16 protein-coding genes and 2 pseudogenes are annotated in these 15,156 nt (G+C 64.3%); 4 read left to right on the top strand and 14 right to left on the bottom strand.

Annotated features, from left to right (window positions below; translation table 11 throughout):
- Window positions 1–24: 24 nt before the first annotated feature.
- The 4 genes and pseudogenes from GXN78_RS40410 to GXN78_RS40395 form a co-directional block, all read right to left on the bottom strand.
- Window positions 25–384 (bottom strand): annotated as a pseudogene (locus GXN78_RS40410) (transposase); the annotation flags it as partial.
- 187 nt (window positions 385–571) lie between these two features.
- A complete protein-coding gene (locus GXN78_RS40405) occupies window positions 572–2,308 on the bottom strand; it encodes an IS1634 family transposase (RefSeq protein WP_164256395.1) in 1,737 nt (578 codons plus the stop codon).
- A 150-nt stretch (window positions 2,309–2,458) separates the two neighbouring features.
- The gene (locus tag GXN78_RS40400) at window positions 2,459–2,599 is read right to left on the bottom strand and encodes a hypothetical protein (protein WP_164256205.1); all 141 of its coding nucleotides are present in this window, start codon (window positions 2,597–2,599) and stop codon (window positions 2,459–2,461) included.
- A 14-nt stretch (window positions 2,600–2,613) separates the two neighbouring features.
- Window positions 2,614–3,024 carry a diguanylate cyclase gene (locus GXN78_RS40395; protein WP_106558089.1) on the bottom strand — a complete coding sequence of 137 codons (411 nt, stop codon included), beginning with the start codon at window positions 3,022–3,024 and terminating at the stop codon, window positions 2,614–2,616.
- Between GXN78_RS40395 and GXN78_RS41850 the strand changes: the two genes are divergently transcribed.
- Window positions 3,005–3,367, top strand: coding sequence for a hypothetical protein (locus tag GXN78_RS41850; protein ID WP_239143102.1), 363 nt, complete (start codon window positions 3,005–3,007; stop codon window positions 3,365–3,367). The two genes, GXN78_RS40395 and GXN78_RS41850, sit on opposite strands and share 20 nt — an antisense overlap.
- Here GXN78_RS41850 and GXN78_RS40385 read toward each other — a convergent pair.
- The 8 genes from GXN78_RS40385 to GXN78_RS40350 form a co-directional block, all read right to left on the bottom strand.
- Window positions 3,316–3,534: a hypothetical protein gene (locus GXN78_RS40385; protein ID WP_106558088.1), complete on the bottom strand. Its 219-nt coding sequence runs from the start codon at window positions 3,532–3,534 to the stop codon at window positions 3,316–3,318. The genes GXN78_RS41850 and GXN78_RS40385 overlap by 52 nt on opposite strands.
- Before the next feature lie 151 nt (window positions 3,535–3,685).
- The gene (locus GXN78_RS40380) at window positions 3,686–4,207 is read right to left on the bottom strand and encodes a hypothetical protein (RefSeq protein ID WP_146163092.1); all 522 of its coding nucleotides are present in this window, start codon (window positions 4,205–4,207) and stop codon (window positions 3,686–3,688) included.
- Window positions 4,174–4,482, bottom strand: a complete 309-nt coding sequence (locus GXN78_RS40375; protein WP_106558086.1) for a hypothetical protein — start codon at window positions 4,480–4,482, stop codon at window positions 4,174–4,176. Before GXN78_RS40375 ends, GXN78_RS40380 begins: the two co-directional genes overlap by 34 nt.
- A gap of 287 nt (window positions 4,483–4,769) precedes the next feature.
- Entirely contained in the window at window positions 4,770–5,726 is a 957-nt protein-coding gene (locus GXN78_RS41845) for a hypothetical protein (RefSeq protein ID WP_239143101.1), read from the bottom strand.
- 252 nt (window positions 5,727–5,978) lie between these two features.
- Complete coding sequence (locus GXN78_RS40365) at window positions 5,979–6,281, bottom strand: type II toxin-antitoxin system RelE/ParE family toxin (RefSeq protein ID WP_106558085.1); 303 nt, start codon at window positions 6,279–6,281, stop codon at window positions 5,979–5,981.
- Entirely contained in the window at window positions 6,278–6,724 is a 447-nt protein-coding gene (locus GXN78_RS40360; RefSeq protein WP_106558084.1) for a hypothetical protein, read from the bottom strand. The genes GXN78_RS40365 and GXN78_RS40360 overlap by 4 nt, the downstream gene beginning before the upstream one ends.
- A gap of 111 nt (window positions 6,725–6,835) precedes the next feature.
- Entirely contained in the window at window positions 6,836–9,157 is a 2,322-nt protein-coding gene (locus GXN78_RS40355) for a 2OG-Fe(II) oxygenase (protein ID WP_106558083.1), read from the bottom strand.
- A gap of 48 nt (window positions 9,158–9,205) precedes the next feature.
- Window positions 9,206–10,264 (bottom strand): DNA-binding protein, encoded by a 1,059-nt coding sequence (locus GXN78_RS40350; RefSeq protein WP_106558082.1) that lies wholly within the window; start codon window positions 10,262–10,264, stop codon window positions 9,206–9,208.
- A gap of 208 nt (window positions 10,265–10,472) precedes the next feature.
- On the opposite strand from GXN78_RS40350, the gene GXN78_RS40345 reads away from it, so the two are divergent.
- Window positions 10,473–11,507, top strand: a complete 1,035-nt coding sequence (locus GXN78_RS40345; RefSeq protein WP_239143164.1) for a site-specific integrase — start codon at window positions 10,473–10,475, stop codon at window positions 11,505–11,507.
- Window positions 11,508–11,862: 355 nt separating this feature from the next.
- Window positions 11,863–12,099: pseudogene (locus tag GXN78_RS40340) on the top strand (IS5/IS1182 family transposase); the annotation flags it as partial.
- Between the two features lie 2 nt (window positions 12,100–12,101).
- On the opposite strand, the gene GXN78_RS40335 reads toward GXN78_RS40340, so the two are convergent.
- Together GXN78_RS40335 and GXN78_RS40330 are read right to left on the bottom strand one after the other, a co-directional pair.
- Window positions 12,102–12,902: a hydratase gene (locus tag GXN78_RS40335; protein WP_106558080.1), complete on the bottom strand. Its 801-nt coding sequence runs from the start codon at window positions 12,900–12,902 to the stop codon at window positions 12,102–12,104.
- The gene (locus tag GXN78_RS40330; protein WP_106558079.1) at window positions 12,903–13,139 is read right to left on the bottom strand and encodes a hypothetical protein; all 237 of its coding nucleotides are present in this window, start codon (window positions 13,137–13,139) and stop codon (window positions 12,903–12,905) included.
- A gap of 754 nt (window positions 13,140–13,893) precedes the next feature.
- Between GXN78_RS40330 and GXN78_RS40325 the strand changes: the two genes are divergently transcribed.
- Window positions 13,894–14,904, top strand: a complete 1,011-nt coding sequence (locus tag GXN78_RS40325; protein WP_106558078.1) for a quinone oxidoreductase — start codon at window positions 13,894–13,896, stop codon at window positions 14,902–14,904.
- The last annotated feature ends 252 nt before the right edge of the window (window positions 14,905–15,156 follow it).

Below are 15,156 nucleotides of genomic sequence, written 5' to 3'. Positions count from 1 at the left end.
GCGGGGTTGGCGCCGCCGGCGCGTTCAGCCCTCAGGCGGCGTCCAGCGATGCGGCAGCAACTCGTCGATCCGACTGGCCGAGTGCGTTGGCAGTCGCTCGAGGACGTCCTTGAGGTACGCGTAGGGGTCGTGCCCGTTGATGCGTGCCGAGTGAAGCAGGCTCATGACCGCCGCGGCCCGCTTGCCCGCGCGCAGGCTGCCGGCGAACAACCAGTTCGCTCTGCCAAGGGCAATCGGCCGGATCTGGTTCTCGACCCAGTTGTTGGAGATCGGCACGTCGCCGTCCTCGACGAAGCGAGTGAGCTCCTTCCAGCGCTTGAGGCTGTAATCGATGGCCTTGACGGTGGCCGAGCCGGGCGGCACCAACTGCCGCTGCGCGAGCATGGGGCCGGCTTCGGCACGATGTTGCCGAGGCGGCCGGCATCGGGCGAATCTCGGCACCGGGGACCGTGTGTTCCTCCAGGGCAGCGCTGCCCGATCGGCTGCGCGCTAACCCGAAGTTCCCCGATGCAGTTGACGAGATCCCTTTGTGACTCAAGCACTTGCGTGAGTTGGCGGGGAAGTTTTCTGTCTACGGCTTGATGTTTTGCACGAGCGCGAGGGCGCGCAGGTGCAGTGGCTGGGCGTTGGTGAGGAGCTCGAAGGTGGGTGCCTCGGGACCGGCCTGTGGGGTGCGGCAGGTATTGCGCACGACGGTGGCGAGCACGGCCATGAGGGTCGAGAAGCTGTGCGCCGGCGTGCCGTCATCCAGCGTGTGGCGGGCTGCCTTGGTCAGTGCCGTCTTGGAACGCGTGGCCGGTGCCACGGGGTCGCGCGCGGCCTTGGCCTGCTGGTCGGTGTCGGCGAACATCAGCTCGCGCCAGGCCTCGCGCATGTGCCACTCGACGTAGTAGGCCAGCATGCACAGGAAGATGTGCGCGCGCACCCGATCGGCGGTGCGGTGGTGGATCGGACGCACCTTCAGGTCGATCGTCTTGAGTGAGCGGAACGCGCGCTCGACGTTGGCCAGCGACTTGTAGTTGCGCACGCAGTCGGCCGAGTCCATCTGCGCCGCGCTCACCGACGTGCGGATGATGTAGATGCCATCCAGCGCCGCCTCGGCGGCAATGGCGTCGCGCTTGCGCGTGAAGGTGAAGGTGATGTCGCCGATGGCCAGCTCGAAGTGCTTGGCCATCTTGTACTGGTTGACCACCTTGCCCACGCGCAGCGCGATCTCGTCCTGGCCGGCGAGCTTGCCGCCATCCACCCGGGCCTTGATCTTCTGGAGGTTGGCCTCGGTGGCCGCGAGCAGTTCCTCACGCTTGTGCGTGCGCAGCTTGGCAAGCTCCGGATTGCGGCACGCCACCAGGCGCTCGCCGGGATAGTCCGGCGAGCTGAGCTCGAGCAGGTTGCGCTCGTCGAACAAGCCCAACTGCAGGTGGCCCTGCTCGACCAGCGCGCGAATCGAGACGCTCTTCAATGCACTGATCCATCCCACGCCTTCGGTCTCGCGCAGCTCCTGGATCGCCTTGCTGGAGATCATGCCGCGGTCGCCCACCATCACCAGTTGCTCGACGCCGAAGTCCTCGCGCAGCCGCTGGACCTCGGGCAGCAAAGTCAGGCTGTCGGCGACATTGCCCTCGTGCACCGACACGGCTAGCGGGCAGCCGCGCGCATCGGTGAGCAGGCCGTAGTTGACCTGCAGCATGCCCTTCTTACCGTCGCGGCTGTAGCCGAGCTTGGCCAGCGGGCAGCAGCTGCCCTCGAAGTAGCTGGAGGACAGGTCGTACAGCACCAGGGCGCCAGCGCTCAGATGGCGCGAGGCGAGCTTCTTCTGGATGCGATCCTGGCGCTCGAGCAGCCAGTCCATCGCCGCATACAGGTCGTCCTCGTCGGCCTGTGCGATGCCGAAGTCCTCGGCCAGTGTCGTGGTGTGCCACCAGCGGGTGGTGGCGAGCTTCGTGTGCGGGGCGACGATGCGCGCGACCACCATCGCCAGCACCAGGTCGCGTTCGCGGCACGGCTTGGAGGCCAGCAGCGAGGCCATCTCCAGGCTGGCCATCGCGGCGCTTGCCGCCTGCACATGGCCGTGGGGGCGCGAGCGCGTGATCTGGAACGCCGAGGCCACGGGCACGAAGGTCTCGCCCTGCAGCGAACGCCGGATGATCTCGATGAGTTCATCGGGCAGGTGCGACAGGTTGCCCAGAGTTTCGTTCTTGACTTTGCCGTCCTCGCGGTAGCTGCGCCGCAGCAGATGGGTGCGATAGACCTGGTCCTTGTAGGTGCGCGTCGTAGTGACGACATGAGCGGTACCGGTGCGGGATGCCATGGAAATCAATCTAGTCCATTAACGTGACATTTGCAATGGTATTTAGTGACTACATGTATTGCCCAAAAAAATCCTCCATGGAGGAGGATTCATCAGCGGCGACAAGTACTTGCCGTCGATGGAGTGACTACAGAGGCGGGGAACTTCGGGCTAACCCACGTCCCGAATCACCAGCCCGGACGGATCGGTCTTGGCACGATGCTTGGCCAGGGCCGCTTCGTTGGCAACGTCCTCCGCGCACAGCACATCGCCCGGCTTGATGCGGACGGCCCCGATGGAAAGGGAGCACAAGGAAAAGAAGCGAATCACGCCATGGCGGTCTTCGACCTCGATCCCGCCTCGTCGTGCATCGCGGCGGCCTGCCGCGAGAACTCGTCGACGATGTGCCTGCAGCGGCCCTCCCAATCCTCGCTCTGGAACAGAACGATGAAATCGTCGCCGCCGATGTGCCCCACGAAGTCGTGGACCGGATCGGCGTTCTGGCTGAGCAGTTCGGCGGCGATGCGGATCAGGCCGTCGCCGCGCCAGTAGCCGTAGTGGTCGTTGAAGGCCTTGAAATTGTTCAGGTCGGCGTAACAGGCGACGAACTCGGTGCCGCTCACCAGAAGGCGCTCGATGTGCACGTTGATGGGCATGTTGCCCGGCAGCAGCGTGAGGGGGTTCGCATGACGAGCCGCCTTCCACCACCGCGAGGGCATGCAGGTCATCGCGCCCATGGAACATCTCCGAGACGCGCTCGTTAGTCCTTCCTGCGTCGATCGTCACCGCCTTCTGAAAAGTCAATCCGCGCAACACGGCCGTGTGGGCCGGACCCGGGATCGGCATGACGGCGATGCGATTGCCGTTGAGGACCGTGTCGGCAGCGGGTGGGATCCTCGCGATGGCAGCCTTCGCCGGTGCCCCGAGCATGAAGCCCTGGCCGAAGCCGATGTCGAGGTCGCGCAGGACGCGCAAGTCGTCGGCGTTGGCGATGCCTTCGGCGATCAATTGCGTGCCGAACGCATCGCTCATGCTTCGAATGGCTCGGACGACCGGCTGGAGGACAGCAAGTCGACCTGACGCGTGACGATCTGCGCCTGCATCCGCGCGAGCAGCGCCTTGGCATCGGCCAAGCGCAGCCCCAAAGTTTCGATGCTCGGCTGCGCATCAACCTCCAGCGTCAGCAGCGGCAACGCCTCCGACTCGGCAGTGCCGCCGGAAATGGCAAAACTGACTTTGATCTGCATGGCCAAGCTCCAAGGCGCGTCGGACGTCATTTTCCAGCCAGCGAACTCGACCGCAGGTTGACCACTCGCGATGGGAACTCGCAAGTTAGCGTCTGCACACCCCACCATTTGAATCGCTCTCGCTGTTGGCCGCATGAGTGGGACAAGGAGACTATGCCCGGCGCTGCCCCCGCGTGCTGCTCATTGGCGTGCTGCCGAGAATGCGCGCGAGTTCCTTCCTGAGCCATTCGCTCGCATCGTCCAGCGGCCGTTCGAACTGCGCGTGGTAGTCGGTTGCCGGGCCCATGAAGTCGGCAAGGCGCGGCAGTTCGGAAATCGAACTCCAGACAAAGGCTGGAAGCTCCGGAGGACTCTGCTGGCCCAGGTCTGCGCCGAACTTCTTCATCAGCACAGCGGCGCGTTCCTCGAAGCCGCGCTGCTGGTCCGACAGACGCTTGTAGTTGTCTCTAAACTCGCAGGTCAGCCCCTCGACGAAGTCGTCCATGCGGCGCACCAACCGCGTGACCTCCGAACGTGTCTCTTCGTCGATGCCGTCTGCCCTGCGCTCCAGCGCCCGTACCACGTTGCGAAGCTGCACGCGCGCCGTGATCAAGGCTCGCAACTCGTCACCGTACGTCGCGACCGACTGATGGGCAGGAATCAGGATTCTTGCCCGCGCCACCTGGTCGAACACGCCCTCAGGTCTGTCAGAACGTTGGTCACGAACGAGGCCGCGTCTTCGCGCTTGCGCTTGAACGCCGCGACTTCGTCAAGCTGCACCTTCAGCAGCCCCCCGAAAAGACCGGCGAACACGAGCGTGATCGCAGCCGTGTAGAGCACCTTGCCAAGTTCACGGTCGCCGATCGACAGGCCGATCCCAACCGCAAGCGCTGCGGGAATGCACACCAGCAGGCACGCTGCGATCAGCGTGCGCCTCTTGCCCGATGCCTCGAAGCTCTTCGCATCCATGCGTCATCTTGTGCACCGATTCGTGCGGCCGGTCATCCCCCATGTGGGAGAGCATCCAGAAGTTGGGGGTGTGCGGTGCAGCAGAAGTCGACCTCTTGGGCGGAAATCGGTGCGCCTCTGGGTAGAAAGTTCGGCCGCTGAAGATTTGCTGCAGCGCACACCACCAGGAAATGGAATGCTCTCCTTGCCGGCGTCCTTGCGTCGCAGCGCGAGGAAGGCCTCTGCGGATCTCATCGCGGCTGCGGGCATGTTTCGACAAGCCCACCGGCAAGGCCGAGCCACCGACTTCAGTTCAACGGCTGCTTTGCGCCACGACCCAGGAACTCGAGCGGCTCCTCATCGAGTGCGCGCAGCGCCTCGTTCAGGGCCTGCTGGTCCGTCTCGAAATGCTCATCCCATACATGCGACGTGTTCTCCCCGTCCACGATCTCCAGGATCCACCGGCCATTGGAGTCGCCGTAGATGTCCACCCGGACAGTCACCCCGTTGCGCGTCACCGTCTGGCTGAGCGGCGACTCGATGAAGTCGGGTTCCTCGTTGTCGCGTCCAGACAAGTCGCGCTCCTCACTATCACGATCCCCTGCGGACATGATCTTTCTCGACATGACCGTGGCCATGGTCTCCAGGCGCTGGCCGCGGGCCCGCTTGCACGACTGCACCGCCTTGTTGATCTGCTCGTCAGCGGCTATGGTCATCTGCTGCATGTTGCGCAGCAGCCCCTTGAGCTCCTGATCCGGAGCCGGCTTCGATTCGTCGGCCAGGAGCCCGGCCGCGCCAGCGAACATCGCGTGCAGTTCGGCCAGGGCCACTACGGCTTCATGGGCCTTCTGGGGCAGCAGCATCTCGTCGTCGGTGCCGAACAGCCCGTCGACAAAGCCCTTGAGCTCCTGTGCGCGCGTGCGGGCGAGATCGTGCAGGGCTTGGCGGGTGGGCGAGACCTCGAAGCGCGGCAGCCGGAACGGGTTGCGCGTACTCTGGTGCTCCGACAGTCGGTTCCACAGGCCCTGCACGATCACCTGCATCACCTCCTCGACCTCTTCGGCCGACGCGAACTCGGGAAGTTCGCCGCCCCAGGCCTGGGCCAACGGCGCCATCGGTGAGACATCCAAGCGCGGGCTGGCGATGTGCCCCAACAGGAGCGTGCGTAACCCATGCAGAGGGGTCGGACAACGAAGACGAACCAGCAAAGCCTGCACGTCCTTGTCGCAGGCGCCTGGGCGGGTAGGTGATTTCGGAGAGTTCATGGATCAGGAGCCTTGACCTGTGAAAGAGAAGGATGGCGTTGAATTCAGCCTCGTACCCCAAGGCGTCAGGATAGTGCTGCCCCCCCGCCGATCAGGGCCAAAAAAACCGTTCCGCCACGATGGGCGAATCCAGGGACCACAGGGGCGGCAGGTCGAACGGCTCCGGAAGCCCAAGTTCACATCCCCAAAGCATACTTTGCTGCACGGCACACCCTCAGGAAATGGGATGCACCTCGAACTGAGCCACGCCAATCACGGCACCCGTTGGGCCGCGTGCTTCACTCTCAAAATCTCGACGGTGCGGGCCTTGGCCAGCACGCGATAAAAAATGACGTAGTTCGGATGCACGACCAGTTCGCGCAGCCATTCAGGCAAGCCCGGCCGCCCTTTGCGGCCAAGCTCTGGATGCTGTGCAAGCGGCTTGGTCTTGTCGCGCAGCTCCTTGCCGAAGCTCTTGGCCCGCGTCGGGTTGTCCATGCCAATGTAGCGCACGATGGCGCGCAAGTCCTCGCGTGCCATCGGCCGCCATTCAATGCGATACGGCTTGGCCGTCATGCGCGCTTTTTCTTCGGCAAGGCGGCAATTTCGGCGTCCATCTCGGCCATGACTTCATCGTGAGGGATGTTCGGCCGGGGGTCGTCAATGGATGCCTGAATCTCGCCGGCCAGCCACTGGTTGTAGGCGGCGGCTTCGTGTGCGCCTCGCATGGCCACGGCGCGGCTCTGCCGGCTGCGGGTCATGTCCTTCTGGTCGGGGTTCCAATCGGTGGCGTCGACCTGCGCCACGGCAATGCCAACGTCACGCAAGACGATCAACGCGGAAGTGGGATTGCCAAAGCGGCGCGGCTCGGTGGTGCGGGCCTTCACCAAACAGGCGTCTTGGCCGCTGCGGGTGGCGATTTCGACGAAGAAGCCGCCGCCCTGGCCTTTGAGGGTTACACCGGTCACGCCGCCGGCGCTGGCCGTAGCGCGTAGCTGCTCCAAGGTCATGCTTTGCATGGCGAACTCCTTTATCAATCAATGTTGTTTTCTCGCCCCCATTGTGCATGGTTGATAGAACACCTGCAATCCCTTGCAAGAAGTGGCGCCGAATCTGCACAGGTCAACCCGTCAATGGCCGCTTCGCGACGTCACCCCTGGGCATGAGCTGTACGCAAGGCGAGAGATATCTTCGAGATCCTGCTTTCGCTGTTTGACACGCCTGTCGTAGCTGGCCTGGTTCTTGGTGCACACCAGGCTGTAAGGGCGACCCCGTCGATCGGTCACGCAGTCCACATCGCACCCATCGCGTTGTATCGACATCGATACATGCGAGCGATCGGATTCAGCCGCTTTGTAGATCCAGCTCTTCTGGCCGGCATCGAGCAGGAACCGGTGCAGTTCACTGCAGCGCCGACAGCGGCATCCGAGCACGCCTGCGCGAGCCCAATCGCCGGGCGGTTCCAGGGCCTGTGCCACACGCCCGTGAAGATGCTCCAGGCAGGCCGTGCGCAAGCGCTCGACGGCGCCATGCGTGTTCAATTGCTTGGACTCGGTGAGACGGCGCATGGCGGGCAGGACAAGTTCATCCAAGCCAAAGGTTTCGGGCCACACCAGGATGTGATCCACGGCGCGCAGCGCCAGGTCCGGGTCGATTCGTGCCAACGCCGCGACGAGGTCTGCGACGACGCCAGCATCCACGCGTTCGAGCTGCCATGCAACTTCGGGGCGAACGTCTTGCTTTGGATTGCCGGGCAGCGCCTGGACCAGCGCAAGACCGGCGCCCGCCAGCAGTCCCCTCAGATGGGCCGCGCGCGCGCCGCGAGCCAGCAAATCGGCGCAAGCACCCAGCCTTTTCGTCACGTTGGCGCCGATGATGCGCTCGATCCATGCGTCAGCGCAGCGTGGCGGCAGCAGGCGCAAGGCTCGCAGCAACGCCTCGTTGTCGCTCCTGCCATAAATGCCGGCCGCAACGACGTCGGCCAGGAAAGCCTCGATGCGCGCCGTGTCCCTGAGTTGAGCGAGCAGGGCGAGGAAGTTGGCGCGCTCGCCTTGTTCGGCCTGCTGGAAATGGCCGATGACCCTCGGCCAAGTGCGCAGCATGTGACCTGACAGTTCGTGTGCCTCGCGCCACAGTGGCGAGTCGTGACCCTCGCCACTGTGGGCCCAGCGCCCGGTCAGCTCGCTCAAACAGGGCAGGGTAACCGAAAGGCCAGCCTGATTGAAAACCGCAAGCCGCCGCAACTGCGGCCACAGCACAAGAGCCGCCCGCCTGTAGGTCCGCTCGAAGGACGCGCCTTCGTTGCCAGTCGCCTCTTGGAAATACTGCTCGTCCGGCTCCATGTCGTCCAAAGCGTCGCTGGGACAAAGTTCAGCATCGCCGAACGGAAAGACACCGAGCGCGGCCCGAGTGCCATCAGGCCGTCCCCAGTTGGACAGCGTCTGACTTCGATCGCAGACCTCACCGATTTCAAATTCTTCCTCATCCTCCTCGTCTGCTCGCCCCCTCCAGCGTGAGCCAGAATAGCCCGTGTACTCAGCGCAGCCACTCTCGTGGATCGTCAGCAGCGCGACATGCAGGTCGCACCCGGCGCGCTGTACCGCCTCGGCGAGCACCCCGGCTACCGCGGCATCCGGGCCCTTGAGCGCCAGGAACGAAAGCTCGGCTGGCGTATACGCGTGCTCGAGCGGGTAAACGAGCTTTTCCGGTGACGCGTCGTTGGCCAATGGCTTGCTGGCTGCCCAGCGCTGCAGAAGTGCAGCGACCCGTGCCTGCTCGGTCTCATAGGACGGAGGCTTTGGAAGCCGGCTTCGCCCGCTTCGCAGCAGGTTGTACACGAGCGCCAGTCGGCAGCCGGACGTCACGGGCAGCACTTCATGCACGCAGTCGGCATAAAAGGCCGCGAAAGCCGCCTCAGATGGGTCCTGGCAGCGCAGATCCAGCAACACTTCGCGCCCCTTGTGGCGTATCACGAGTTCTCCACCCGTGTGCACGGAGGGCAGCGCGATGATGAGCGTGGCAAACATGCCAGGCGCCTTTTCGGTGTCGCGGTGGCCGACGAAAAAGCTGCCCTGGTCGTAGACCAGGAGCTTGTAGAGAGCAGGCACCACTGCGTCGGTCACGCCAAGTCCGGTCGCGGCGCGTTCCACGATGGCGCTCAGGGTTCGTGCCCAGTTCTTCCCCTCGATCAGCACGCGCTCGGCGTTGATTTGCCAAGTGCGCCTGACTTCGGTATCAATCAAGGTCTCTTGCCCGCGTCCATAGGGTGCGCGCTCGGCGACCCCGATCAGCTGACCGGCCTGAACCGAAAGCAGTGGCAAAGCGATGGCACCGACGCCGGCCACCTCCAGGCGGGGCAGCGGTATGGCGCACGCGCCCGTCGCATAGTAGTCACCCGGGGTGCGAACCGTGCGCAGCAGCTTGGCAAACTCGTTCGTGATGGAAGAAGCCATGGTCGCTATTTCACCTGCTGACGCGCAACGTGCCCAGCCTCGCGGGCGCTACTTCGCCTTATTGGCCGTGGTACGACGAGCGCGGCCAGTTTTGGGGATGTCCGCGAGCGCGGTGGAAAGCAGCGCGCGCGTGCTCTCGTGCGATTTCTTTTCTTCGCCGAGCAAATCTTGCAGGTGGTCCAGTCGCTGTTGCATCGCCGAGCCTTCCGTTCGAGCCTGCGCCACGAGAGCGGCCTGCGCGGCGAGTTGATCGCGAAGCTCGCGCTCGAGTTGGTGGGCGGTCTGCTGGGTGTCCCGAAGCATTCGCCGACCGGCCTCCAGTGTATTGGCTGCAGCCTGCTCGCTCTGCAGGCGCTGCTGCTGCTCCCGGGCAAGGCCGGCCTCAAATAGCTTGGCCGACTGCCGTGCACGGTCCACGTCGGCCAGCATGCGCCGCGCCTGACCCGCATGTCGCTCTTCAGCCTGGCGCAGGTCCTGGTCCTTCGCCGCCACGAGTTCCGCGTGCTCCCGGCGCATGCGTTCCTGGGTTTCGCCCGCCTGAGAGAGCAGGGCGGTCAGCCGCTTGATGTCGTCGTCCAGGCCGATGCGCACCCGGTGTGCCTCGAGGGCGTGCTCCTTGAGCTGCAGCTCCAAGGTCTCGCGAGCCTGCTGCGAGGAGGCCAGCGCCGCGTCCAGGCTCGCCCGCGCGTGCGCGAAGGCTTCCTCGCGCTGCGCCAGCACCGTCTGCGCCTCGGCCAGCGCATCCTCGCGCACTTGAAGGTCCGAGCGCACCGACTCCATTTCGACACGCTGAACTTCCTCGGCCTCGCGCCGCGCCGTCTCCCAGAGCAGCTTCGCCGCATTGCGCACGCCCACCGGCATCCCGTCCGGATCGTTGCCGGCTGGACGTGCCGAAGCTGAACCTGCCGTCGATCCCACCAGCCGTTCACCAAGCGTCGCGAACCAGCGCTCGAGCATGGGGCTCACGGTATTCGGCGAGCCGCGCCCGATCTTCAGCCGCACGCGCTCGATGGTCGGCCGCTTGCCCTCGGCCAGCAGCGCATCCGCGGCCGCGAACACGTCGTCTTCCTGGATGCCACGGGAGAATGTTTGTCGAATTTCAGCCATTTGACCCTCCTAGTCTTGCAAAAACGACCGCCCTGCCCCGTCCAATATTTACCACCGATAAGAGAACGTTATCGGGACTTATCAATGTATGATGTAGCAAATCATACGTTATACATATGAAACTATGAAGCAAGCAGCTCCTCAAGAATCAGCGTTGGTGCCCGCGCCGGAGCGAAGTCTCGTGCTCGATCCCGCGCGGCTCACCGCCATGGCCGAGGACGCCGCGCGCGCCCTGATGCGCGAAGGCGAATCGGCCAACACCCGGGCGTCGTACGGCTCGGCCATGCGGTACTGGGCGGCCTGGTTCGCCGCGCGCTACGGTGATGCGTTGCGCATGCCGGTTCCGGTGCCGGTCGTTATCCAGTTCATCGTCGACCACGCCGCGCGCAAAGCGGATGCGGATACCAAGACCGGCCTGTTGACGGGATTGGTGACCGAGCTGCCGCCGGACATCGACCAGGCGCTGGTGGCCAACGGCTACAAGACGCGGCTCGGCGCGCCCGCGCTCAACACGCTCGTGCACCGCATCGCGGTGCTGTCCAAGGCGCACCAGCTGGCCAAGGCGCCGAATCCTTGCGCCGACCCGCTGGTGCGCGAGCTGCTGGCCCAGACGCGCCGCGCCTACGCCAAGCGCGGCACCCGGCCGCGCAAGCAGCGCGCGCTCACCAAGGACCCGCTGCAAGCGGTGCTGGCCACCTGCGACGACACCCTGCGGGGAAAACGCGATCGCGCCCTCCTCCTGTTCGCATGGGCGACCGGCGGACGACGGCGCTCCGAGGTCGCCTCGGCCACGCTCGAGAACCTTCAACGTGTCGATGCCGGCTCCCACCTCTACACGCTCGCGCACTCCAAGACCAACCAGGCCGGCGCCCAGCGGCCCGAGGACGTGAAACCCCTGGTGGGCAGCGCAGCGCAGGCCATGCAGGCGTGGCTCGCCGCCAGCGGCATCCAGGAAGGCGCCCTCTTCCGCCGCATTCGCAAGGGCGGTCATCTGGGGGAGCCGCTCGCGCCTGCGGCCGTGCGCGACATCGTGAAGGAGCGATGTGCGTTGGCGGGGGTGGAAGGGAGTTTTAGCGCGCACTCGCTCAGGGCCGGGTTCGTCACGGAAGCCGGCCGACAGAACATGTCGCTGCCCGAGACGATGGCCATGACCGGGCATCACAGCGTGGCGACCGTGATGGGGTACTTCCGCGCCGAAAGCGCGCTGGGCAGCAAGGTCAGCCGAATGCTCGACGAGGAGTGACCGAACGCCCCGAGTCGCGGTCTATCACCGACCGATCGCCGGGTTCCTGAACGCAGCGACCCGGCAAGCGCCTCTCAAGGACTTCTTAGCACACGTCGTCGGGTGCAGTCATCCACCAGCACGGCCAAATGGGTCGCGATGATGCGATTAAGGCCACAGGTCGGGCAGCCTGAGTCGAGCGGCAGCGGCAAGGCTTGGGGTGCGGCATCCCAGCTGCAGCTTGGACTCGCGCCCTGTTCGACAAGCATTCGCGTGGTGGCCATCACGTCCAGGCGCTTCCTGGCGGTGACACCCAGCGCACGGGCCATGCTGGCACGCAGATCGCCTGTCCCGTCAAATGCCGTGGCGTACGCCCCAAGCGAGTCGACTGGTGCGCGATGAAGAAGCCGACGTCCTCGGTGACGCAGGCTACCAGGAGGTCGTCAAGTGCAAGGAAACCCAGGGCATCAAGGCGCGCTGGCATGTGGCCATCCGCCTAGGCAAGCGACGGGCGCTGGATACGGTCAGCACGATGAGCCATTGCTTGACCGAATCGAGCATGTCTGGGGCGCGCATGCGAGCCAAGGTGGAACACCCGTTTCGGGTCATCAAGCTCTACGCACAGAAGCTCACAGACACAGCACCAAATTGACCAAAATCAGCAAGTACCCGATCACCTGCTTCCAATTCCAAGGGGACGGTGCAGGCACCGGTGGTCACGACTTGGTCGCCAATCAAGGTGATCCCGAGCGAGGACAGTTCATTGACGAGCCAAGCTAGCGCCTCAAGCGGATTGCCAAGTACCGCGGAGCCGCTGCCGGCACGGACATAGCTGCGCTTGGCCCCATGAACCTGCCCTCGGATCTCATGCTTGGAAAGGTTAGCGCTGCGCCAATTTTCCGAAGCGGGATCGCCGAGGACGAACTCGTTCGCGCAAGCGTTGTCGGCGATGAGCTGCGCTTCTCCCGCCAAAGTAAAGTCGTCAAAGCGCGAGTCGGGAATCTCGATCGCGGGATGCAAACTTGCAACTGCCGCCGTCACTTCGGCCACCGAATAGGGCTGACGCTTCGGAGGGAGATCGCGGCCCATGCGGAACGCGAACTCGGGCTCGGCCACGGCCATCCGGTTGCGCGCAAGTGACAACTCGGCACCAGAGCTAAACACCTGCTCGCGCAGCAGCCGTCCGGCGATCGGACCCTCGATCTGGATGTGTCTTTGGCCCGCGGGGCTTGTCGCCGCAATCTTCCAACCGAAGAGCGGGAATGCACTTCGCGACTCCAAGGTCGACTGAACTCGATACCCTTCCGCACGCGAAATTGGGCGGCATTCTTGCGGCAAGGACTCGATCACGGCACCTTTCTGCCATGCGCCCCACAGGATCTCTCCGGCTCGGGCCAGTGTCTGCACACGATCCATTCAAAGCTCCAGCACAAACTTGCCGAGATGCTCACCGTCTCGCAGCGTGTCCAGAGTCGCCTCATCGAAGGCGAAGCGACTCGCAATAGGCAGAACGGTGGCGGCGTCGACAAGCACCGAACGATCGGTCCGATTCACCCCAACGGTTCGCGAGCGGGCGAGAATCTCGGTCGGTTTTGGATCGGGACGTCGTCTGTCCACGATCAGAAGACCGTCTTGGCCGCGGGTGATCTGCATGATGTCTTCTTGTGTTTGGTGGAGGCTGCGAGCGCGCGGTGCGCGAGTCCGGCTGATTCCGTTCGTCCCTACGAAGAAGTACAGTTATCGTGAAGTGTCCGGCTTAAGGTTCCCGCTCGCCGTCCCCTTACAAGGGGACGCGGGGCAGCAGTATCGGAATCAGACTTTCGGCCGCAGAGTTGGCTGCGCACGCCCTGCGCACGCCCGGTCGTCGCCAAATCAGACCACGCACGTACACGCTCGGGTGCTCTCCGTGCCTGACGCCTCGACATTGATCAGGCATCTCGCGTGATGCCCCGGCAGGGGGGACTCCCGAACTGCCAGGGCGGCCCAAGGATTGCCGCACATTCCAGGGGCCGCATAAAGGCAATCCTGTATCACGACCCGCGATCGAGCACTTTTCGCGCGCACTCGTCTCAACACCCCCGGACCCCAGAACAGTCGGGAGCAGATGGATCGCAAGCGTGGTTTCTTAAATGCCTGGCTCAACGCTCGCGTGCAGCGTGGATGCATTCACTACAGCCGAGGACGCGGAAGCTTCCTGCTGGTGGCGCCACTCGAGGTGCGCCTTCGCAGTCTTGTACAGCTTCGCGCAGCAATGTTCGACGTCTTGTCTAGGGGGTGCGCAAAAGCGCAGGCGCGAAGCCGGCCACCCTTGGAGCTATTGATAGGCGCGGCCTACGGCTCTTGGAGCGTGTGTCCCCTCGGCAGGGGACCGCACCCAGTCGAAGTTGCATCTAGACTCCGCTGCTCAATGAAAGCCATCGCCATCTTCCGAAACGGGGGACCCGAAGTGCTTGAGGCAATCGAGCTGGAGTTGCCTCTGCCCGCCCCTCACGAGGTCCGAGTTCGCCATACGGCCATCGGCCTGAACTTCTCCGACATCAATGTCCGCAACGGCGGCTTCTACCTCACCCAAAAACCGCATTTCCCGCTGATCCTCGGCAATGAGGCTGCAGGGGTGGTCGAGAGCGTCGGATCCGCCGTGGAGGGCTTCGTCCAGGGCGACCGCGTGGCGTATGCCGGCAGCGGCAGCCTTTTTTTCCTCAACACCGGTGCCTACGCCGAAGAGCGCAACATCGACGCGAACTGCCTGGTCAAGCTGCCGGACGACATCAGCGACGAACAGGCTGCCGCGCTGCTGCTCAAGGGCTTGACCGCGGCAGTCGTGGTGCACCGCTGCTATACACCGCAGCCGGGCGATACGATCCTTGTGCACGCCGCCGCGAGTGGCGTGGGCAGCCTGCTGGCGCAGTGGTGCACCCACCTGGGAGCCACTGTGATTGGAACCGTGGGTTCTCAGGCCAAGGCAGACTTTGCTCGCGCGCACGGCTGCCACCAGACGATCCTCTACCGCAGCGAGGACTTCGTTTCTGCGGTCAGGTGCCTCGCACCTGAGGGCGTCGCCGCCGTGTTCGATGGCGTGGGCAAGGACACCTTTGTCCCCTCGTTCGATGTTCTTCGCCCTTTCGGCGCGGCAGTCAACTACGGCAACGCTTCCGGAAATGTCCCGCCCTTCAACCTCATGCTGCTTGCTCAGAAAGGCTGCCTTGCACTGCACCGGCCAGGCTTCGGCTTCTACGGCAATACCCGACAGACGCGCCAGCCTGCCTGCGACGAACTGTTTGATCTGGTGCGCCAGGGTGCCATCCGTGTCGATATCAGCCGGAAGGTGCCATTGCATGAAGCTGCCTTAGCGCATGCAGAAGTCGAACAGGGCAGGAGTACCGGCTCGGTTCTGCTGATCCCCTCGTCCACCCAATGACAAGCGGACGTGGCCAGCTTCGAGTTCTCATGAAGATCGCCGTGGTCGGAGCAACAGGCCGGATTGGCGAGCACGTTGTGCTGGAGACATCAGCTCGTGGCCTTGATATTGTCGGCATCTCAAGACCGGGGGCGCACGAAGCGAACGGCGCCGTGCCGACACGTCCGCTGGCCATCTTCAGCAGCACCGCGATCAGGCGCTCCTTGCGCAGCAACATGTCCCGACCAGCGCAAATCGCGCACCCGCATAAGA

The organism is Variovorax sp. WS11 (assembly GCF_010499245.1).
In the GTDB taxonomy this organism is placed as follows: Bacteria; Pseudomonadota; Gammaproteobacteria; order Burkholderiales; family Burkholderiaceae_C; genus Variovorax.
Note: the sequence above shows the minus strand (reverse complement) of the source record. Positions and strands in the feature narration are given on the sequence as shown.